General features: G+C 72.2%; 20 protein-coding genes. 12 read left to right on the top strand and 8 right to left on the bottom strand.

Going from position 1 to position 20713, the window contains the following annotated elements:
- Nucleotides 1-227: 227 nt before the first annotated feature.
- Nucleotides 228-1205, bottom strand: a complete 978-nt coding sequence (locus tag ACIRPX_RS12235; protein WP_404192104.1) for a Ku protein — start codon at nt 1203-1205, stop codon at nt 228-230.
- A gap of 52 nt (nt 1206-1257) precedes the next feature.
- Between ACIRPX_RS12235 and ligD the strand changes: the two genes are divergently transcribed.
- Nucleotides 1258-2145: a non-homologous end-joining DNA ligase gene (gene ligD / locus ACIRPX_RS12230; RefSeq protein ID WP_404192101.1), complete on the top strand. Its 888-nt coding sequence runs from the start codon at nt 1258-1260 to the stop codon at nt 2143-2145.
- Between the two features lie 231 nt (nt 2146-2376).
- Here the strand turns inward: ligD and ACIRPX_RS12225 are convergent, their stop codons facing one another.
- Nucleotides 2377-3180, bottom strand: coding sequence for a nuclease-related domain-containing protein (locus tag ACIRPX_RS12225; protein ID WP_404192098.1), 804 nt, complete (start codon nt 3178-3180; stop codon nt 2377-2379).
- Nucleotides 3181-3280: 100 nt separating this feature from the next.
- Here ACIRPX_RS12225 and ACIRPX_RS12220 point away from each other — a divergent pair, with 100 nt between their 5' ends.
- The 6 genes from ACIRPX_RS12220 (at nt 3281) to ACIRPX_RS12195 (ending at nt 9298) form a co-directional block, all read left to right on the top strand.
- Nucleotides 3281-3787 (top strand): dual specificity protein phosphatase family protein, encoded by a 507-nt coding sequence (locus ACIRPX_RS12220; protein WP_404192095.1) that lies wholly within the window; start codon nt 3281-3283, stop codon nt 3785-3787.
- 69 nt (nt 3788-3856) lie between these two features.
- The gene (locus ACIRPX_RS12215) at nt 3857-4597 is read left to right on the top strand and encodes a hypothetical protein (RefSeq protein WP_404192092.1); all 741 of its coding nucleotides are present in this window, start codon (nt 3857-3859) and stop codon (nt 4595-4597) included.
- On the top strand, nt 4594-5832 hold the full coding sequence (locus ACIRPX_RS12210; RefSeq protein ID WP_404192089.1) for an ATP-binding protein: 1239 nt from the start codon (nt 4594-4596) through the stop codon (nt 5830-5832). Before ACIRPX_RS12215 ends, ACIRPX_RS12210 begins: the two co-directional genes overlap by 4 nt.
- Before the next feature lie 210 nt (nt 5833-6042).
- Nucleotides 6043-6480, top strand: a complete 438-nt coding sequence (locus tag ACIRPX_RS12205; protein WP_404192086.1) for an SH3 domain-containing protein — start codon at nt 6043-6045, stop codon at nt 6478-6480.
- Nucleotides 6426-7835, top strand: a complete 1410-nt coding sequence (locus ACIRPX_RS12200; protein WP_404192156.1) for an FtsW/RodA/SpoVE family cell cycle protein — start codon at nt 6426-6428, stop codon at nt 7833-7835. Before ACIRPX_RS12205 ends, ACIRPX_RS12200 begins: the two co-directional genes overlap by 55 nt.
- Entirely contained in the window at nt 7835-9298 is a 1464-nt protein-coding gene (locus ACIRPX_RS12195; RefSeq protein ID WP_404192083.1) for a peptidoglycan D,D-transpeptidase FtsI family protein, read from the top strand. Before ACIRPX_RS12200 ends, ACIRPX_RS12195 begins: the two co-directional genes overlap by 1 nt.
- A gap of 153 nt (nt 9299-9451) precedes the next feature.
- On the opposite strand, the gene ACIRPX_RS12190 is transcribed toward ACIRPX_RS12195, so the two are convergent.
- A complete protein-coding gene (locus ACIRPX_RS12190) occupies nt 9452-10552 on the bottom strand; it encodes a ferritin-like domain-containing protein (RefSeq protein ID WP_404192080.1) in 1101 nt (366 codons plus the stop codon).
- Between the two features lie 126 nt (nt 10553-10678).
- Between ACIRPX_RS12190 and ACIRPX_RS12185 the strand changes: the two genes are divergently transcribed.
- The 4 genes from ACIRPX_RS12185 (at nt 10679) to ACIRPX_RS12170 (ending at nt 13821) form a co-directional block, all read left to right on the top strand.
- Nucleotides 10679-11617: a diiron oxygenase gene (locus ACIRPX_RS12185; protein ID WP_404192077.1), complete on the top strand. Its 939-nt coding sequence runs from the start codon at nt 10679-10681 to the stop codon at nt 11615-11617.
- Nucleotides 11618-11650: 33 nt separating this feature from the next.
- Complete coding sequence (locus tag ACIRPX_RS12180) at nt 11651-12331, top strand: TetR/AcrR family transcriptional regulator (protein WP_404192075.1); 681 nt, start codon at nt 11651-11653, stop codon at nt 12329-12331.
- Between the two features lie 10 nt (nt 12332-12341).
- On the top strand, nt 12342-12653 hold the full coding sequence (locus ACIRPX_RS12175; RefSeq protein ID WP_404192072.1) for a hypothetical protein: 312 nt from the start codon (nt 12342-12344) through the stop codon (nt 12651-12653).
- Between the two features lie 103 nt (nt 12654-12756).
- A complete protein-coding gene (locus tag ACIRPX_RS12170) occupies nt 12757-13821 on the top strand; it encodes an NlpC/P60 family protein (protein ID WP_404192069.1) in 1065 nt (354 codons plus the stop codon).
- Between the two features lie 10 nt (nt 13822-13831).
- Here ACIRPX_RS12170 and ACIRPX_RS12165 read toward each other — a convergent pair whose 3' ends face one another.
- Genes ACIRPX_RS12165 through ACIRPX_RS12145 form a run of 5 tightly spaced genes read right to left on the bottom strand, consistent with a single transcriptional unit; the run spans nt 13832 to nt 19459 of the window.
- The gene (locus ACIRPX_RS12165; protein ID WP_404192066.1) at nt 13832-15085 is read right to left on the bottom strand and encodes a styrene monooxygenase/indole monooxygenase family protein; all 1254 of its coding nucleotides are present in this window, start codon (nt 15083-15085) and stop codon (nt 13832-13834) included.
- A 25-nt stretch (nt 15086-15110) separates the two neighbouring features.
- Nucleotides 15111-15755, bottom strand: coding sequence for a GTP-binding protein (locus ACIRPX_RS12160; RefSeq protein WP_404192063.1), 645 nt, complete (start codon nt 15753-15755; stop codon nt 15111-15113).
- On the bottom strand, nt 15736-16176 hold the full coding sequence (locus ACIRPX_RS12155; RefSeq protein WP_404192062.1) for a DUF742 domain-containing protein: 441 nt from the start codon (nt 16174-16176) through the stop codon (nt 15736-15738). The genes ACIRPX_RS12160 and ACIRPX_RS12155 overlap by 20 nt, the downstream gene beginning before the upstream one ends.
- A complete protein-coding gene (locus ACIRPX_RS12150; protein ID WP_404192060.1) occupies nt 16173-16676 on the bottom strand; it encodes a roadblock/LC7 domain-containing protein in 504 nt (167 codons plus the stop codon). The genes ACIRPX_RS12155 and ACIRPX_RS12150 overlap by 4 nt, the downstream gene beginning before the upstream one ends.
- Nucleotides 16673-19459, bottom strand: a complete 2787-nt coding sequence (locus ACIRPX_RS12145) for a nitrate- and nitrite sensing domain-containing protein (RefSeq protein WP_404192057.1) — start codon at nt 19457-19459, stop codon at nt 16673-16675. The genes ACIRPX_RS12150 and ACIRPX_RS12145 overlap by 4 nt, the downstream gene beginning before the upstream one ends.
- A gap of 378 nt (nt 19460-19837) precedes the next feature.
- Between ACIRPX_RS12145 and ACIRPX_RS12140 the strand changes: the two genes are divergently transcribed.
- Entirely contained in the window at nt 19838-20623 is a 786-nt protein-coding gene (locus ACIRPX_RS12140) for a protein phosphatase 2C domain-containing protein (protein WP_404192054.1), read from the top strand.
- Nucleotides 20624-20713: the final 90 nt, after the last annotated feature.

Here is a 20713-nt window from a genome sequence, read left to right as displayed (position 1 = left end):
GTCGGAGCTGGGAGGTGCGACGAAGGTGGGTCGGGAACGGCGCGTTCCTCGCTGCCTTCGCCGCATGCATCGCCTTCTTCGGGTTCTTTCCCGGGCTGCCGCATGTCATCGACTGGGGGGCGATCATCGTGTCTCTCCTCGTCGGTGGGCTTGCGCGGTGGGTGTGCCGGGCGCGGATGAGCGAGGCGGACGACGAGAAGCCCGGACGTCGCATGTGACCTCGCGTATCAGGCCGAGCGCTTGCGTGGCGTCGATTTCTTCGCCGGGGTCTTCTTCGACGTCGTCTTCTTCGCGGCCGTCTTCTTCGTGGCCTGTGCGGACTTCGCCGTCGTCTTCTTCGCCGCGGTCTTCTTGGGCGCCGGCTTCTTCGCCGTCTTTCGTGGGAGTTTTCTGATCTCCGCCTCCTCCGTGGCGGGTTCGCCGCGGGATTCCCTGGCGGCCTTGACACTGTTCTCGAGGGCTGCCATGAGGTCGAGGACCTTGCCGCCGCTGGCCGGTTCGGGGGACTGCGGAGGTGCCTCGCCGGCGGCCTTCGCCGCCACGACCTCCTCCAGGGCCTCGCGGTACTCGTCGTGGAGTTCTTCGAGGTCGATCTCGCCCAGGGTGTCCATCAGGGCGTCCGCGAGGTCGAGTTCCTTGTCGTTGACGCTGATGTCCGTCTCGGGGGCGACGCCCTCGGGGGTGCGTACCTCGTCCGGCCACAGGAGGCCGTGCATGGCGATGGCGTCGCCGACCACGCGCAGCATGCCCAGACGTTCCTTGCCCCGCAGGGCGAACTTCGCGATGGCCACCTTGTTGCTGCGCTTCAGCGCCTCCCGCAGCAGGATGTACGGCTTGGCCGCCGCCGCGCCCCCTGCCGCGAGGTAGTACGCCGCGTCCATCTGGAGCGGGTCGATACGGTCCGCCGGCACGAACGCCACGATCTCGATCGTCCGTGCCGTGGGCAGCGGCAGGTGGGACAGGTCCTCGTCCGTGATCGGGATGATCGTGCCGTCCGTGTCCTCGTACCCCTTGCCGATCTCCGCCCCGCTGACCTCCTTCTCCTCCAGCTCGCAGACCTTGCGGTAGCGGATGCGGCCGCCGTCCTCGACATGGATCTGGCGGAAGGAGATGGAGTGGTGCTCGGTGGCGTTCACGAGCTTGATCGGGATGCTGACCAGGCCGAACGAGATGGCGCCGTTCCATATGGATCGCACGTGCAGCACCCTTTCGGTCGGTTTACACCATCCTTGGCGGTTTGCGTGAGATTCTCATCGTATGACGCCGATCACGGAGGTGGAGGGGAGGCGCCTCGCGCTCAGCAACCTGGAGAAGGTGCTGTATCCCGCCACCGGATTCACCAAGGGCGAGGTGCTGCACTACTACGCCACCACCGCCGAGGTCCTCCTGCCCCACCTGCGGGATCGGCCGGTCTCGTTCCTGCGGTACCCCGACGGGCCGGACGGCCAGGTCTTCTTCACCAAGAACGTGCCCCCCGGTACGCCCGACTGGGTCACCACCGCCGAGGTGCCGCGCACGGAGGGCCCGGCGCGGGCGGTGCTCGTGCAGGACCTGGCGAGCCTGATGTGGGCGGCCAACCTCGTCACCGAGTTCCACACCCACCAGTGGGTCGTCGGGGACCCGGGGGTCGCCGACCGGATCGTCTTCGACCTCGACCCCGGCGCACCCGCCGACGTCGTCGACTGCTGCCGGGTTGCCCTCTGGCTGCGCGAGCGCCTGGCGGCCGACGGGATCGGGGCCTGCGCCAAGACCTCCGGCTCCAAGGGGCTGCATCTGCTCGCCGCTGTCCGGCCGACGCCGTCCGACCAGGTCAGCGAGTACGCCAAGGGCCTCGCCGTGGAGGCGGAGCGCGCCCTGCCCAAGCTCGTCCTGCACCGGATGACGCGCAGCCTGAGGCCCGGCAAGGTGTTCGTCGACTGGAGCCAGAACGCGGCCCGCAAGACCACCGCCACGCCCTACACCCTGCGCGCCCGGCGCGAGCCCACCGTGTCCGCGCCGGTGACCTGGAGCGAGGTCGAGGCATGCGCGACGCCGGCCCAACTCGTCTTCCGGGCCCCGGACGTCCCTCCCCGGCTGCAGGACTACGGCGACCTGCTGGCCCCCCTGCTCGATGCGAACGGCGCCGCCCCACTCCCCCTGACCTGATCGCCCCCCCCACACACAGCGGGGGCCTGCGCGCCCTCGCCCCCCCCCACACGGCTCAGCCGCCGCTCACACCCACCGCCGCTCACACCGCACGGCTCAGGAACCCGCCGCTCACACCCGCACGGCTCACGACCCCGCCGCTCACACCCGCACGGCTCACGACCCCGCCGCTCACACCCACACGGCTCACGACCCCGCCGCTCACACCCACACGGCTCACGACCCCGCCGTTCAGACCCTCCGCCACGTCCGTCGGTCCCGGGCCATCGCGTGGAGTGCCTCCACGTCCGCCGGCTTCAGGACGCCGCCGAGCCGGGTCAGGCCCGTGAGCTCCGTGTCCCGCAGGACGCGGACCTCGCGGAGCGGGGCCGGGACCGAGACCTCCGCGGGCTCCGTGAGCGCCAGGACCGGATGGACCTCGGCGGTCAGCGCGTACGACGCCCGGTCCGCGCCGGCGCGGACGCGGCGCAGCAGCGGCTCGGGGGCGCGGCGGCCCAGCGTGACCATGGGGTCCGCGACCGTCACCCGCTGCTTGCGGGCGTACAGCGTGTGGACGGCGTACAGACCGCCCGGCCCGATCGCCAGATGGTGGATGCGGTCGCCGCCGGGCAGCGGCACCGAGTGCAGCGCGTGCCAGCCCGCGCCGTCGAGGGCGTCCAGGGCCTCGCCGACCGACTGCTCCGCCGCCAGCGCCTTGCGGCGCGGGTCCGGGCGCAGCCGGTGGGCCGGTCCGGGTTCCCGGTCCAGCGCGATCAGCAGGGCCTCGCCGGGCCGGTTGGGCGCCAGGTCGTCGTCCGGGTGGAGGGAGAGCCGGGCCAGCTCGGCCGGGTTCGGGACCGGCGGCGGCCCGACCGTCACCGGGCCGGTCAGGAAGGGGCCCAGCGCTTCGAGCACGCCGTCCTCCTCGCCCTCGCTGAGCAGGTTGACCCGCGCGGCCTCGCGGTCGTACCAGGCGATGTTCCGCCCGTCCGTGTGGCAAACGTAGAGCCGCTCCTGGCCGTGCCGCCAGGACGGTATGACTCGCAGTCCGGTCATTGCGCCATCACCCCTGACCATGGGAACAGGCGGGGTGCTCCCCAGGCAAGAAGACGGCTACCTTTGGGAGGAGTTGGGAGGGGGACTTGGGGAGGCGTTGTTGCGTACCCGCAGGAAGCAGCCCGACGTACCGGCTCCGGACCGTCCGTGGAGCGAGATCGTGCCCGGTCTGTGGATGGGCGGGCACCAGTTCAGGAACCGGACGGGCGATCTGGAGTTCGCGGTCGTACGGGACGAGTTCGATCTCGTGCAGACCCTGCTGAGACTGCCCGGACACGGGCCCGACCCCGGGGTGGAGCACCATGTCTGGGCGATACCGGACGGGCCGCTGGACGGCACACAGCTCGCGGGCGTGATGCGTCTGGCACAGGCCGCGAGCGAGGCACTGGACGAGGGCCGCAAGGTCCTCGTCCGCTGTTACCACGGCTACAACCGATCGGGGCTGGTGATCGCGCACGCCCTGGTGCACCGCGGGCACTCCGCCGAGCAGGCGATCCGGCTGATCCGGTCCCGCCGCTCGCCGTGGGCGCTGCACAACGACCTGTTCGTGGAGTATCTGCGGGCGGGTCTGCCGACGGCCCGGCTGCTGGAGGAGCTGGCCGAGTAACGAGGTAATCGTTTCGCCACACGAATAGGGTGTACCGGGTCAGCGATCGTTCCCAGCCACAGGAGTACCGTGCTCCGCCTCCGCGCCGCCCGCACCGCGCTCGCCGTCGCCGTTCTCGGCAGCCTGGCGGCGGGCTGCGGCGACGCGGGCGACCTGAAGGGCGCGGGGCGGACCCCGACCGCGACCAGCCCGGCCAGGCTGTGGCCGAGCCTGACGCCCGCGGCCAGCCCGGCCTGGAAGTACGACAACGGCGACGCCGAGACCATGAAGGGCGTGACGGCTCCCGGCGGGGACCTGCGCAAGCTGGACCCGGCGGCGCTCGTGCGGGCGGAGATCGCCCAGCACCCGGACGACTACGCCGGCTCGAAGGCGCCGTACCGCGAGACCGTGCGCCGGATGGCCTACTGCGGCAAGGAGCCTGCCGACCCCAGATGTCCGCTGCTCAAGCCGTACTACCGCGACATCACCGGTGACGGGCACCCCGACCTGACGCTGGGCTTCCGGCTGCTGCCCGGCAACCAGACGGCGGTGCGCGTCTACACCGTCCACGGCGGCCGGGTGATCCAGGTGATGTCCAACAACGACGCCGTGAGCGGGGTCGAGCTGGCCGGGCGCTCCGTGATCATCCACGCGCCGTCCGACCTGTCGGACTACGAGTACCGGTTCCAGTGGACCTGGGACCCCGATCAGCGGGTCATGCTGCTCACGCACGACGAGATGCTGCACATCGGCAAGCGCGAGCGCCCCTCGAAACCCTCGGCGGCGCCCTCCGCGACCCCCTCCTCCGCCTCCCCCTCGGCCACCCCGTGACGCGGCTCGGGCTACCCCAGTGGGCCGGCACGCTCGCCGTGAAGGCCGCCGTCTTCATCACCGTGATGTGCTGCGCGCTCGCCGCGATGCTCGGTGTGCTCGTGCATGTGTCGGTGACCAACCAGACCGTCGGCCAGGCCCGCGGACTCGCGCTGTCGCGGCTGTCGGACGCGACGAAGGCGTACGAGGCCGGTGACACGCTGCTGCCGGGCACGGGCGTGGATCCGGCGGGGCTGCCGAGGGCGCTGCGGGCGCTGGCGGTGCGCGGGGACCGCGGCACGATGGTCTCCGACCTGAACGGTCATCCCACGATGTGGGCGGCGGGTCCCGCCGACCGGGACCGGGCGCTGGCGGTCCAGGTCGACTACGCGCAGCAGTCCCGGACGATCGCCGGGCTCGACCGGGCGATCCTGTGGTCCTCGGGCCTGGCGATCGGGGTGACGCTGCTGGTGGGCGCGTTCTCGGTGACCCGGGTGACCCGGCGGCTGCACGCCACGGCACAGGTGGCCCGGCGGATCAGCGCGGGCGACCTGGACGCGCGCGTCGACGATCCCCGGACGAAGGACCCGACGCACCCCCAGGACGAGGTGGCCTCGGTCGCCGCCGCGCTGGACTCCATGGCGGCCTCGCTCCAGGGCAAGCTGCTGAGCGAGCAGCGGTTCACCGCGGACGTGGCGCACGAGCTGCGCACCCCGCTGACCGGGCTGCACGCGGCGGCCGAGCTGCTGCCGCCGGGGCGGCCGACGGAGCTGGTGCGGGACCGGGTGGCCGCGCTGCGCACGCTCACCGAGGACCTGCTGGAGATCTCCCGGCTGGACACCGGCCGGGAACGGCTGGAACTCGACGCCGAGGAACTGGGCGCGCTGGCCGCCCGGGTGGTACGCGCGTCGGGCACCGACACCTCGGTCGTCGTCCTCGCGGACGCCCGGGTGGAGACGGACCGGCGGCGCCTGGAGCGGGTCCTGGGCAACCTGGTCGCGAACGCGCACAAGCACGGCCGCGCGCCGGTGTCCCTGACCGTCGACGGTCCGGTGGTGACCGTACGGGACCACGGGGACGGGTATCCGGACTACCTCCTCGAACACGGCCCGCAGCGGTTCCGCACCGAAGGCGGCGCGAAGGGGCACGGGCTCGGGCTGACCATCGCCGCCGGCCAGGCGGAGGTGCTGGGCGCCCGGCTGGAGTTCGCGAACGCGGTGAACGGCGGAGCGGTCGCGACGCTGACGCTCCGCTAGGAGCGGGCGGAAGAGCCCGGTACCGGTGGCGGTTCGCCGCGCGCGGGACGGCGGGGCTTGTCGCGCGGTTCCCCGCGCCCCTCCTGGGCGCCCCTCCTGGGCGCCCCGGCGGGCGGCCGCTCCACTGGCCCACCACGACGCGCGACCCCCTGGCGCTGCTCCTAACGTGGCGGATAGTCAGCTTCGCCCCCGTTCGTGGAGGTATCTGCCATGTCCTTGCGTACCGTTCTCACCCGCGTCGCGATAACCACCGCCGCCGGCGCCCTCATCACCTCCGTGGCCGTCGCACCGGCACTCGCGGACGACGACTGGGACGGCGGCGGCGGCGACCCCGCGGCCGGTTCGGCCCAGCACGACGGCTGGGACCAGAACGGCCAGGGCGGCCAGGGCGGCCAAGGCGGCCAGGGCCTCCAGCGCCACTACCAGGGCGTCGTCACCGCGGGCGAACTGCTGCTGCGCAGCGCGCCGAACCGCGGCAGCCAGGTGATCCGCGTGGCCCACCGGGGCGAGCGGGTCTCGATCTTCTGCAAGACCTCGGGCCAGAGCGTGCAGGGCAACAAACTCTGGTACCTCCTCACGGACGGGACATGGGCATGGGGTTCGGCCCGCTACATCGACACGATCGGGACTCCGCCGCGCTGGTGCTGACACCCCCGGAGCAGGCGGGCACCGCCGTACGCGCGGTCCGTCTGCCCCGGCGGCGCGGCGTCGAACTCGCCCTCGTCGCCCTCGCCGTCCTGCTCTCCGTGTACGGCTACTGCGCCGTCGGCCTCGCCAGGACCGGCAGCGTCCCACCCGGCGCCGCGGGCTACGGCGCCGGGCTCGGTGCGCTCGCGCTCATGGCCCACGCCGCGGTACGGCTGCGCGCCCCGTACGCCGACCCGCTGCTGCTGCCCATCGGGGTGCTGCTCAACGGCCTCGGCCTGGTGCTGATCTACCGGCTCGACCTGGAGACCCCCCACGACCACGCGGCCCCCACCCAGCTCGTCTGGTCCACGCTGGGCATGACCCTGTTCACCGTGGTCGTCCTGATGCTCCGCGACCACCGGCTGCTGCAGCGCTACGCCTATGTCTGCGTCGTCGCCGCCCTCGCCCTGCTGCTGCTCCCGATCCTCTTCCCCGCCGTCAACGGGGCCCGCATCTGGATCCGGATCGCCGGATTCTCCATCCAGCCGGGCGAGTTCGCGAAGGTGCTGCTGGCGGTCTTCTTCGCCGCCTACCTCGCGGCCAACCGCAACGCGCTCGCCTGCACCGGCCGCCGCATCGGGCGGTTCAGGCGCCTCCAGCTGCCCACCGGCCGGGTCCTGGGCCCGATCCTCGCCGTCTGGCTGCTGAGCGTCGGCGTGCTGGTGCTGGAGCGCGACCTCGGCACCTCGCTGCTCTTCTTCGGCCTGTTCGTCGTCCTGCTCTACGTCGCCACCGGCCGCACCGGCTGGATCGCCGTCGGCCTGCTGCTGGCGGCGCTCGGCGCGGTGGCCGTCGGCTGGCTGGAGCCGCATGTGCACGGCCGGGTCCAGGACTGGCTGCACCCCTTCGCGTCGATCGACGCCGGCCAGGGCCCCAACCAGATCGCCCAGTCCCTGTTCGCGTTCGCCGCGGGCGGCGTCCTCGGTACCGGACTGGGCCTCGGCCACGGGATCCTCATCGGCTTCGCGGTGAAGTCGGACTTCATCCTCGCGACGGCCGGCGAAGAGCTGGGACTGGCGGGCCTGTCCGCGCTCTTCCTCCTCTACGGCCTCCTCGTGGAGCGCGGCTTCAGGGCCGGACTCGCGCTGCGCGACCCGTTCGGCCGGCTGCTCGCGGTCGGGCTGTCCTCGATCGTGGCGCTCCAGGTGTTCGTGATCGCGGGCGGGGTGACCGGGCTGATCCCGCTGACCGGCATGGCGATGCCGTTCCTCGCGCAAGGAGGCTCGTCGGTGGTCACCAACTGGGCGATCGTGGCGCTGCTGATCCGGGTGAGCGACTCGGCCCGCAGCCAGTACGACGGGGAGGCGGTCCCCTGATGGCGAAGCACATCCGGCACGCCGGCTTCTTCTGCGTCCTCCTGCTGGCCGCGCTCCTGGTCAACGCCGCCCGCATCCAGATCGTCAAGGCCCGCTCCTACGACGACAACCACGCCAACCGGCGCTCCCAGATCGCCCGTTACCACCAGCCGCGCGGCGACATCCTGGTCGGCGGCGAGCCGGTCACCGGCTCCCGGGACTCCGGCGAGCAGCTCCGCTACGAACGGACCTACCGCGACGGCCCGTTGTACGCCCCCGTCACGGGCTTCGCCTCGCAGGTGTACGGCACGACCCTGCTGGAGCACGTCAAGGACCCGGTCCTGTCCGGCACCGACCCGGCCCTCTCGGCCTTCCCCCTGGTGAACGGACTCACGCGGGCCCGCAACCGGGGCGGCGACATCGTGACGACGCTCGACCCGGCCGCCCAGCGGGCGGCGTACGAGGGACTCGACGGGCGCAAGGGCGCGGTGGCGGCGATCGAGCCGGCGACCGGCCGGGTGCTGGCGCTGGTGTCGAGTCCGTCCTACGACCCGAGCACGCTGTCGGGGAACGCCGCGGCGACGGCCCGCTCCTGGGCCCGGCTGAACGCCGATCCGGACAAGCCGATGCTCAACCGGGCGGTGCGCCAGACGTATCCGCCGGGTTCGACGTTCAAGGTGGTCACCGCGGCGGCGGCGCTGGACGCGGGCGTCGTCACGGATCTCGACGGGCCGACCGACTCGCCCGACCCCTATCGCCTGCCCGGCACCCGGACCACGCTGGTGAACGAGGGCGACGGATGCGGGAACGCCCCGCTGCGGGACGCCTTCGAATGGTCCTGCAACACCGTGTTCGCGAAGCTCGGCGTCGACGTGGGCGTGGCGGACATGGCGCGGACGGCGCAGGCCTTCGGCTTCAACAACACACGGCTGCGCATCCCCTTCTCCGTGGCGCCGAGCACCTTCGACACCTCGATGGACCGGGCGCAGCTCGCGCTGTCGTCGATCGGGCAGTACAACACGCGGGCCACGCCGCTGCAGATGGCGATGGTCGCGGCGGCCGTGGCGAACCACGGGCAGGTGCGCTCGCCGTACCTGGTGGAGCGGACGACCACGAACGCGGGTGCCACCGTGGCCACGGCGGGTTCGCGTCCCGCGCGCGCGGCGATGCGCCCGGAGACGGCCGACCGGTTGAAGGAGCTGATGGAGGACGTCGTGACGGACGGCACCGGCACGAACGCCGCCATCCCCGGCGCGATCGTCGGCGGCAAGACCGGCACCGCCCAGCACGGCATCGGCAACGCCGGCATCCCGTACGCCTGGTTCGTGTCGTGGGCGCAGGGCGAGGGCGACGCGGAGCCGCGGGTCGCGGTCGCCGTGGTGGTGGAGGACGGCTCGGCGGACCGCGAGGACATCACCGGGGGCGGGCTGGCGGCGCCGATCGCCCGGAGCGTGATGGAGTCCGTGCTGAACTCCACCGGATGAGACCGACGGCCCCACGCCGTACGCCTTCATCCCGCGGACGCCGTTCCCGGCGCGCGGCGCGGAACCGGTGCCGCCGGAGGTGCCGGAGGTGCCGGAGGTGCCGGAGGTGCCGGACGGACTGGGCTGCTCGGCCCGGTCTGGCGCCGACACCCCCTAGCGGCCCGCCTCGATCGCGTCCGTCACCTCCGCCACGCGCTCCCGCTCCTCCGCGGCGAAGCGCTCCGCGTCCAGGTGTTCGGCGATCTCCTCGTCCTGGGCCATCAGCAGGTCCAGGTTCGAGTCGCCGAGTTCGAAGACGCCCATGTCGACGTAGGCCTCCTGGAGGCGCTTGCCCCACAGGCCGATGTCCTTGACGCAGGGGACGATGCGGGAGAAGAGCAGCTTGCGGAAGAGCGCGAGGAACTCGGACCGTTCGCTGTACTCCTCCGCCTCGGCCGTCGGGATGCCGAAGTTCTCCAGGACCTCGACCCCGCGCAGCCGGTCGCGCATCAGGTAGCAGCCCTCGATGACGAACTCCTCGCGCTCGCGCAGTTCGGCGTCGCTGAGCTGGTGGTAGTAGTCGCGCAGCGCCATCCGCCCGAAGGCCACGTGCCGGGCCTCGTCCTGCATGACGTAGGCGAGGATCTGCTGGGGCAGGGGCTTGTCGGTGGTGTCCCTGATCATGCCGAAGGCGGCGAGGGCCAGGCCCTCGATCAGGACCTGCATGCCGAGGTAGGGCATGTCCCAGCGGCTGTCGCGGAGCGTGTCGCCCAGCAGGGACCGGAGGTTGTCGTTGATCGGGTAGAGCATCCCGACCTTCTCCTGCAGGAAGCGGGCGTAGATCTCCGCGTGCCGTGCCTCGTCCATCGTCTGGGTCGCCGAGTAGAACTTCGCGTCCAGGTCCGGGACCGACTCCACGATCCGTGCCGCGCAGACCATCGCGCCCTGCTCGCCGTGCAGGAACTGGCTGAACTGCCAGGAGGCGTAGTGCTTGCGCAGCTCGCCCTTGTCCTTCTCCGTGAGCTTGGCCCAGTGCTTGGTGCCGTACAGCGACATCGACTCGTCCGGGGTGCCGAGCGGGTCGTGGGGATCGACCTCCAGGTCCCAGTCGATCCGCTTCTGCCCGTCCCACTGCTTGTCCTTGCCCTTCTGGTACAGGGCGAGCAGACGGTCTCTGCCGTCGTCGTACTCCCAGCTGAAGCGGGCCGCGCCGTTCGCAGGTACCTGCCAGTGGGGGTCACCGGGATCCGTGGCGTACAGGTCGAAAGTCGGCATGTCCGCAGGCTCACACGTGGTAGACGCCGGGTCAACAAGTCGCGCACAGGGGATTGACGCGCTTGCTGACAGGCAGTCTCATAACCGATGGAGGATGTGACCCCCGGCAACGAGGTGGGATGAACCATGACGATCCTGTCGGAAGAGGACGCGCTGGACGGGCTGCGTGACGCACTCGGAGCACTCAAGGGCCGCGAACAGGTGGCCGAGCGGCTCCTCGCCTCCTCCGCCAAGCACTCCTTCGACCCGGACAGCGAACTGGACTGGGACGCGCCCTTCGAGGACGGCAAGTGGTTCTGGCCGCCGGAGCTGGTGTCGCTGTACGGCACCCCGATGTGGAAGCGGATGAGCGAGGAGCAGCAGATCCTGCTCTCCCGGCACGAGGCCGCGGCCCTCGCCTCGCTCGGCATCTGGTTCGAGATCATCCTGATGCAGCTGCTGTGCCGGCACATCTACGACAAGGCGGCCACCAGCGCGCACGTGCGCTACGCGCTCACCGAGATCGAGGACGAGTGCCGGCACTCGAAGATGTTCGCCCGGCTGATCTCGCGCGGCGGTACGCCCTGGTACCCGGTCTCCCGCGCGCACCAGAACCTCGGGCGCCTGTTCAAGACGGTCTCGACCACGCCCGGTTCCTTCACCGCGACCCTGCTCGGCGAGGAGGTCCTCGACTGGATGCAGCGGCTGACCTTCCCGGACGAGCGGGTGCAGCCCCTGGTCCGCGGCGTCACGCGCATCCACGTGGTCGAGGAGGCCCGGCACGTGCGCTACGCCCGCGAGGAGCTGCGGCGGCAGATGATGACCGCGCCGAAGTGGTCGCAGGAGTTCACCCGGGTCACCTCCGGCGAGTTCGCGCGGGTCTTCTCCGTCGCCTTCGTGAATCCCGACGTCTACACGAACGTGGGACTGGACAGGCGGGAGGCCATGGCGCAGGTGAAGGCGAGCGGTCACCGGCGGGAGGTCATGCAGACCGGCGCCGGGCGGCTGACCGACTTCCTGGACGAGATCGGGGTGCTGCGGGGCGTGGGACGCCGCCTGTGGAGGTCGTCCGGACTCCTGGCGTAGGAGACGTGCAGGCGGGCGGTTACGCTGCGAGGCATGACCCCGCCGTCCGCCGCCACCCCCGCCTACCGCCGTCTGAGCGTCGAGGAGCGACGCAGCCAGCTCCTGGAGGCCGCGCTCGGGCTCTTCGCGCACCGCGCGCCCGAGGAGGTCTCCCTCGACGACGTGGCGGAGGCGGCCGGAGTGTCCCGGCCCCTGGTGTACCGGTACTTCCCGGGCGGCAAGCAGCAGCTGTACGAGGCCGCGCTCCGCTCGGCCGCCGACGAGCTGGAGACGTGCTTCGACGAGCCGCGGGAGGGCTCGCTCCTGCCCCGGCTGGCGCGGGCCCTCGACCGCTATCTGGCCTTCGTCGACGAGCACGACGCCGGATTCAGCGCCCTGCTCCAGGGCGGCAGCGTGGTCGAGACGTCGCGGACCACCGCCATCGTGGACGGCGTGCGCCGGGCCGCCGCCGAGCACATCCTCAGCCATCTGGGGGTCGCCGACCCCGGCCTGCGGCTGCGCATGACCGTGCGGATGTGGATCACCGCTGTGGAGGCGGCCTCGCTGATCTGGCTCGACGAGGGCAAGCGGCCGCCCCTGGACGAACTGCGGGACTGGCTGGTCGACCAGTTCGTGGCCGTGCTCTCGGTGACCGCGGGCCGGGACGCCCAGACCGCCGCGCTGGTGCGGGCGCTGGAGCCCGTCCGCCGGGCGGGCCCGGCGGAGGATGTCTGACACTGGTGCCGTGAAGAGCGAAGACACCCCGTTCGAGGGCGGCCCGATGGACGGGCGCGTCCTGCCCGTCCTCGTGGGCCCCACCGGGCACCCGCCGAAGACGTACCGCATCCCGGTCCCGGACGCCGCCGGCGGCCCGCCCACCGAGGTCGTCTACCGGCGCGTGCCGCGCGGCCACAGCAGGCGGCTCGGCCTGCCCCTGGGCTGGAAGTACGCGTACGACCCGACGGGCAGGGCCGACAGGCCGAAGTGGCCGTGGTCCAAGCCGGACACCGCTCCGGACGCCACGCCGGGCGGCCGGGCGGACGACACCGACGGGTGACGAGGTTGCGCCGAACCGCGCACACCCGGCGCGGGTGCGCGGCGCGTGCGTCAACACCTCACTGTGCGGAGCGGAGGGGCCGCCCCGCAGCGGAGGTGATGACGTGTCAGGGAAGGTTCTGCGTCTGGTGTGCACGGCGGCAGCGGCCGCCGGCTGCGTCCTCGCGCCGCTGCCCGCGACGGCGGCGCCCGCGCCCGGCCCGGACGGCCGCAGCGTCGCCGAACAGCTGATGGACCTTCAGCAGCTGTACCGGCAGGCGGAGCAGGCCACCGAGACCTACGACGCCACCGCCGAGAAGCTGCGCAAGCAGCGCGCCGAGGTGGCCCGGCTGGACGGGGCGCTCACCAAGGCCCGCCTCTCCCTCCAGGACAGCCGGGGCGCGGCGGGGCGGCTGGCCCGGCAGCAGTACCAGAGCAGCACGGACATCTCCCCCTACGTACGGCTGCTGCTCGCCCGCGATCCGCAGCAGGCGCTCGACCAGGGCCATGTGGTCGGCCGGCTGGCGCGGGAGCGGGCCGAGACGGTGGGGCGGCTGACCGGCACCGAGAAGAAGGCGGACGCGCTCGCGCGGGCCGCCCGCAAGGCCCTCGACCGGCAGCTCTCCCTCGCCGCCCGGCAGAAGAAGGACCGGGACGACGTCCAGAGGCGGCTGAAGAAGGTCGAGGAGCTGCTCGCCTCCCTCACCCCCGAACAGATCGCCGCGCTCGGCGAGCTGGAGAAGAGCGGGGTCGACACGGCACAGCGGAAGCTCGTGGACGCAGGTGTGCTGGACGACGGCCGCCCGGCCTCGCCGGAGGGCGACCGGGCGGTGCGCTATGCCGTACGCCAGCTGGGCAAGCCCTACCGCTGGGGCGCCCAGGGCCCGGCGTCCTACGACTGCTCGGGGCTGACGTCGCAGGCCTGGGACCGGGCGGGGACGGCCATCCCGCGCACCAGCCAGGAGCAGTGGGCGCGGCTGCCGAAGGTCCCCCTCGGGCAGCTGCGCCCCGGCGATCTGGTGGTCTACTTCCCCGAGGCCACGCACGTCGCGATGTACCTGGGCCGGGGCATGGTGATCCAGGCCCCCCGCACCGGCGAGAAGATCAAGGTCTCCCCCCTCGCGAGCTACCCGATCCTGGGAGCCGTACGGCCGGACGAACGCCCCGAAGGGGCACCGGACGCCGTCTGACCCGGGGCGATCAGGCCCCGGCGACCGAGGCCAGGTACGCCTCCGTCTTCTCCGGTTCGTAGAAGAAGTTCTCGAAGTCGGACGGGTCGTTGAAGGCGTTGGCGAAGCGGTCGGCGACCGGCTGGAGCTGGCCCGCGGCGCCGATGAGGTTGAGGATGTGCTCCGGCGGCGGGGCGAGCATCGCGTTGGTCCACTTGGTGACGTGCTGGGCGGTGTTCCAGTAACGGTCGAACGTCGCCTGCATCCAGGTCTCGTCGAACTCCTTCTCGCCGTGCTCCAGGATCGAGGCGAGGTACGCGGCCGCGCACTTGGAGGCCGAGTTGGAGCCCTGGCCGGTGATCGGGTCGTTGGCGACGACGACGTCCGCGACGCCGAGCACCAGCCCCCCGCCGGGGAGCCGGCCGACGGGGTTGCGCACGGTGGGGGCGTAGCGCCCGGCCAACGTGCCGCCCGCGTCGGTCAGTTCGACCTTGGTCGCCCGCGCGTACTCCCAGGGCGTGAACCGCTCCATGAGTTCCAGGGTCAGGGAGAGGTGCTCCGCCGGGTCCTTGACGCCGTTGAAGACGTCGAGCGGGCCGCCCGGTATGCCCTCCCAGAACAGGATGTCGGCGGGGCCGGAGGTGGTGAGCGTCGGCATCACGAAGAGCTCGCCGACCCCGGGGACCAGGTTGCAGCGGACGGCGTAGAAGTCCGGGTGCTCGGGGCGCGGGCCCAGGCCGTGCACGTAGGCCACCGCCAGCGCGCGCTGCGGCTCGCCGTAGGGCGAACGGGACGCGTCCCGGCCGAACATGGAGACCAGCTCGCCCTTGCCCGCAGAGACCAGCACCAGGTCGTAGGTACGGGAGAAGTAGTCGAGGTCGGAGACCGCCGCGCCGTGGATCACCAGCTGGCCGCCGCGCTGCGCGAACGTCTCCATCCAGCCGGCCATCTTCACCCGCTGGTCCACGGACTGGGCGATGCCGTCGAGCTTGCCCACCCAGTCGATGGCACGGGCCGCGGGGCCCTCGCCCCAGGAACCCGGGGCCGCGACCGAGACGCCGAGCCCCTCGATCTTCGGGGCCTGGGACTCCCAGAAGTTCAGCTGGAGATCGCGCTCGTGCTGCAGCGCTGTGTGGAACATGCACTGCGTGGACATGACCCGGCCGGAACGGATCTCGTCCGCCGTCCGGTTCGACATCAGGGTGACCTCGTACCCGTGCGACTGAAGGCCGAGGGCGAGCTGGAGACCGGACTGTCCGGCTCCGACGACGAGTATCTTCCGCATGCGGGTGAGGGCTCCTAACGGGGGTTCACTCGGGAGTTTCGTCGAGCGCGTGGCCCACGAGGGACAGGAGGGTCTCGATCACCGAGATCCGGCGGCGCGCATCCATGATCATTACAGGTATGTGCGCGGGGATCGTCAATGCCTCCCGCACGTCGTCCGGTTCGAACAGCTCGCTGCCGTCGAAGTGGTTGACCGCGACGACGTACGGAAGCCCGCAGCTCTCGAAGTAGTCGAGCGCGGGGAAACAGTCCTTGAGGCGGCGGGTGTCGGCCAGCACGACGGCGCCGATCGCGCCGCGCACCAGGTCGTCCCACATGAACCAGAACCGCTGCTGGCCCGGCGTGCCGAACAGGTAGAGCACCAGGTCGTCGTCGAGCGTGAGACGGCCGAAGTCCATCGCCACGGTGGTGGTCAGCTTGCCGGGCGTCGAGGTGAGGTCGTCGGTCTCCTCGCTCGCCTCGGTCATCAGCGCCTCGGTCTGCAGGGGCGTGATCTCGGAGACGGCGGTGACCAGCGTGGTCTTGCCGACACCGAAGCCTCCCGCCACGACTATCTTCGTCGCGATCGGGGCGCGGGTGCGGTCCGTCTGCCAGGACCGCAGATTCTCGTCCTCGTCGACGGGCGGAGTGACGCCGGTGGCGGTGGCGGCGTCAGAGACGGCGGAGTCCATTCAGCACCCTTTCCAGCAGAGCGCGGTCCGGGCGGCCCGTGCCGTGACCGGTCCCGGTGCCGTACACACGGATCTTTCCCTGGTCCGCGAGGTCGCTGAGCAGCACGCGGACCACGCCGAGCGGCATCTGCAGCAGCGCGGCGATCTCGGCCACCGTGCGCATACGGCGGCACAGCTCGACGATGGCGAGCATCTCCGGCATCACCCGGCTGCCGTTGCCGCCTCCCCCGCCGCTCAGCGCGTGGGAGGCGCCCCCGGTCAGTTCCTTGCGCTCCTCGGGGGCCTCCAGCGCGGCCACGAACGTCTCCACGAGGAGGACGTGGCCGAAGCGGGTACGGCCGCCGGTGAGCGAATAAGGGCGTACGCGGGCCGGCTTGCGCTCGCCGCCGCGGACGGGGAGTTTGTTCGGCGAACTGCTCATCGGGCGCTCCCTGCGGACTCCTGTTCGAGGGATTGTCGTAGCTCGGTGCGGAGTTCGGGGGTCAGCACATGGCCGGCGCGGCCGACGAAGAGTGCCATGTGATACGCGACCACGCTCATGTCGCAGTCCGCGGAGCCGTGCACGCCGAGCAGCGAGCCGTCGCTGATCGACATCACGAACAGGCTGCCCTCGTCCATCGCGACCATCGTGTGCTTCACCTTGCCCGAGTCCATCAGCCTGGCCGCACCGACGGTGAGGCTGCCGATGCCCGAGACGATGGTGGCGAGGTCGGCGGCCGAGCCGCGCGGGCCGGCCCGCCGCTGCTGGGCCACGGCCTTGGCCTCGGCGTTGCGGCCGGGGTCGGAGGAGAGCAGCAGCAGACCGTCGGAGGAGACCACCGCCACCGACTGGATGCCCGGCACCTCCTCGACCAGGTTCGACAGCAGCCAGTGGAGATTGCGGGCTTCACTGCTCAGTCCGAAGGTACTGGGCGCGCTCAACTGCTTGCCTCCTCGACAGTGCCCCCCGTGGCTTCTTCGGATACAGCTGTTTCGGTGGTCGGCACCTCGTTCTGGGCCGTCCTTTCGGCGATCTCCGCCTCTATCTCGCGGTAGCCGGCCTGAGCGCCCTGGCGGAAGCCGCCGAGCCTTCTGCGGAGGGCCTCCGCGTTGACGGAGCCGGGGCGTTGGGGCTCGGTCTCGGCCGGGGCGGTGATCTTGGGTGTCCGCTTCGGGAGGCCCTTCGCGGTGACGGGTTCCTCCTCGTCCGGGAGGCGTGCGTGTTCCGCCTCGGCCTCGCCCTCGGCGGGCACGCGCGGCCCGGGAAGGGGCAGCTCGCCGTCCCCGGCCGCGGGTCCCGGACCGGACGGGACCGTGGCGGCCGGCTCGGCCGGCTGTCGCCCGGGCGGAGGGTCCGCCGCGAGCGGCTCCGCCGGCGGCGGGTCCGCGTCCGGCCGGATCGGGAGCAGGAGTTCCATCGTGGTCTCGGCCGGGGTCGGCGCGTGCTCGTCGGCCTCCGCGTCGGCGGCCTGCTGCGCGGCCTTCTCCGCCAGCGCGACCAGCGGGTCGTCCGTCGCGTGGCGGGCGTACAGCTCGTTGGAGTTGGCCTCGGCGTCGGCGCCCGGCAAGGAGAAGGAGTGGGCGGAGCCGGGCATCGGCGCGGACGCGGCCGGGACCGCGGCCGAGGGGGCCGCCGCCAGCAGGGCCTTCGGCAGGACCGCGACGGCCGCCACCCCGCCCTGCTTCTGCTCGCGCAACTGCACCCGCACGCCGTGCCGGTGGGCGAGCCGGGCGACGACGTAGAGGCCGAGGCCGAGGCCCTCCTCGCCCTCGTGGTCGTAGGGCGAGTCCGGGTCGAACTCGGCGAGGCGGGCGTTGAGCCGGGTCATGCGCTCGCCGGTCATGCCGATGCCCTCGTCCTGGACGGAGAGCATGACCTCGCCGTTCTCCAGGAGCCAGCCGGAGATCTCGACGGGCCGGTCGGGCGGGGAGAACGTGGTGGCGTTCTCCATCAGCTCGGCGAGCAGGTGGGACAGGTCGTCGGCGGCGAAGCCCGCGATGTGCGCGTGCGGCGGCAGGACGGCGATGCGGACACGCTCGTAGCGCTCGATCTCGCTGACCGCGGCGCGCACGACGTCGACCAGGGGGACGGGGTGTGCGCTCTGCTGGACGTGCTCGGTGCCGGCGAGGACGAGGAGGTTCTCGCTGTGCCGGCGCATCACCGTGGCGAAGTGGTCGAGCTTGAAGAGGGTGGCGAGGCGGTCCGGGTCGTGCTCGCGCTCCTCCAGTCCCTCGATGACGCCCAGCTGACGCTCGACCAGGCCGAGGGTGCGCAGGGCGAGGTTCACGAACGTGCCGCCGATGCTCTCCCGCAGCCGCTCCAGCTGGGCGGCGGAACCCGCGAGTTCCGAGCGCAGCTCCTCGCGGGCGTCGGCCATCTTCTGGCGCTGCCCGACCAGGTGCTTGCGGTCGGCCTCCAGCGTGGCGATGCGCTCGTGCAGGGCGGCGGCGTGCGCGTGCAGGGCGTTGACGGAGCGGACGACCTGGGCGAACTCGTCGTTGCGGCCGGTGAAGGTGACCGGGTCCTCGGCGGCCGGGTTCTCGGCCTGGGCGAGGCGGGCCGAGCCGCGGCGCAGGACGGAGAGCGGGCGGGTCAGGCTGCGTGCCATGGCCGTGGCCATGCCGACGGCGACCAGCATCAGGACGCCGAGGACGGCGATCCGCAGCTCCAGGGCGCTGACGTCGTCGTCGCGCAGCCGGGCCAGGTCCTTGGTACGGCGGTCGTAGAGGGCGGACTCCGCACCGCGCATGGCGTCGATCCGGGCGGAGAGCGCGGCGTCGACCTTCGAGGCGCTGGTGTCGAGTTCGGAGGTGGAGAGCGCCGGCTGATCGGTCAGCGAGGCGAGGTACTTCTCCGCGGAGCCGACCTCGGGTCCGGTGACCGTGGAGTCGTAGGAGTCCCGGGCGGACCTGGGCGCGGTGTCGCGGAAGGCGGCGAGGGAGGCGTCCGAGCGCAGCCGGGCCTGCTGGGCGGCGGCGGTCAGCGCGTCGCGCTGTTTGGTGTCGGCCGCCGTGGAGGTGGCCGTCCGCTCCGGCAGGCCGGTGATGGGGCTGATCACCGTCTCGGTGGACGTGGGGACGTTGAGGGCCGCGACGAGGAGCCCGCGGGCGGCGGCGGACTGCTGCACGGCGGAGTCCAGTTCGGCGAGCGCGTGGGCGCCCGAGCCGGCGCGGGGCGGCATCTGCTCCGCCAACCGCTCGGCGAGCCGGTGCAGTTCGGTGATGGCCGCCGAGTACTCCCCGTGCGTCTGCAGGGCGCTGCTCTTGCCGGTGAGCGCGGAGCGGCGCAGGGCGGCGATGCCGTCGAGGTCGCCGCGCAGGGACGAGGAGATGTCCGGGTCGTTCAGCAGCTCCTCGACCTGGCGGTCGACGCGTGCGCTCGCCTGCTCGCCGGGCGCCTTGGACTTGGGGCGGCCGGCGGCGATGTACGAGGTCACCTCGTCCCGCTCGTCGGCCAGCGAGTGGGCGAGGACGAGGGCGTTCTGGGTCTGCCCGGCCAGCGTCGCCAGGTCCTGGGAGTCGGAGAGCTGCCCGGAGGCGGCGAGGACGGAGGGAAGTCCCGCACCGGCGATGGCCGCGGCCACCACGGCCACGGCGACGACCAGGCGGTTGCGGACGTGTGTGGGGCGGCCCTTGCCGGTGGTGGTGCTGCTGCCGGGCGTGCGCTCCGCTTCCGTTACGGGGTCCGTCTGCTTGCCTGTGCGACGAGGCCGCGTCTTCTGCACCGGTGCTCGCATTCCTGACTCGTGATACTCATGGGCCCGGGTGACGCTCCGTCAACTCGCGCCGACCGTGCGCTCCCTCGGTACGGTCCCCGACCCTCCCAGTGCCGGTGGGCAGTGGCCGAGCATCACCTGACCCGCCACCCGAAGGAGTGAACATCGGAGGGGAGTTGGCGAGCAAGTTTCCGGGGCGCGCGCAGCGACCGTGCGCGGCGGGCCGGTTGGACGTCCGCGCGAGACGGTGGCAGTATTCGCCGACACGCATTCCCGGACCAACGGATTCCCCCGCAAATCAGACGGCTGACCTGCGCGAGTGCGCCCATGGGGCCAGCAGTGTCAGCCTTTCGCGAACCTTGTGAAGACGTCGTGCAGACTGGCCGAATGCATACGGAGGTTGTTTCGGAGCCCGGTGATCCGGCCCGCCCCAACGAGGACTTCGCGGCTGTCGCGCTGCCCGCTTCCGGCCAGGGCGGCGCCGTCGTCGTACTGGACGGAGTGACGCCACCGCGCGGCGGGACGGGCTGTCTGCATTCCGTTCCCTGGTATGTCGCGCGACTGGGCGGGGCGCTGACCGAACTGACCGTTTCCCTCCCTGATGTTCCGCTGGCCGAGGCCCTTTCCCGCGCCATCGCCCGCACAGCCGCAGCACATTCCGCCACCTGTGACCTTTCTCACCCACGCACCCCACAGGCAACGGTGGTCCTGGCGCGCTGGGGGACGGAGACCGTGGATCACCTGGTCCTCTCCGACTCCGCGCTGCTCCTGGAGTCGCCGCGGGGCTCGGTGACGGCGGTACTCGACGACCGTCTCTCCCGCCTGCCGCGCTCGTCCCTGGCCACGGACGCGATCGTGGACTCGACCGTCCGCAACCGGGAGGGCGGCTTCTTCACGGCGGCGGCGGATCCGGCGGTCGCGGAGCGGGCCGTCACGGGCTCGCTTCCCCGCCGGGAGGTGCGCGCCCTCGCGGCGCTCACCGACGGCGCCACCCGCTGGGTGGAGAGGTTCCACGAGGGCACCTGGGAGGACTGCGTCCGCCTTCTCCGCAAGGAGGGGGCCCGCGCCCTGGTCCAGCGGGTCCGGGCCCTGGAATCCGCCGACACGGAACGGGTGTTCCTGCGCCGGAGCAAGACGCACGACGACGCGACGGTGGTGTGGGTGGGGTGGTGACGCCGAGCGGCACCCCGGGGCCGTGAGGCGGACCCGTGGCCCGGACCCGTGGCCCGCATCCGAGACCCGGGGACGTGACGCCTCCCCGTC

Source organism: Streptomyces sp. NPDC101225, from assembly GCF_044767585.1.
Lineage (GTDB): Bacteria > Actinomycetota > Actinomycetes > Streptomycetales > Streptomycetaceae > Streptomyces.
This window is presented reverse-complemented; position numbering and strand designations above follow the sequence as displayed.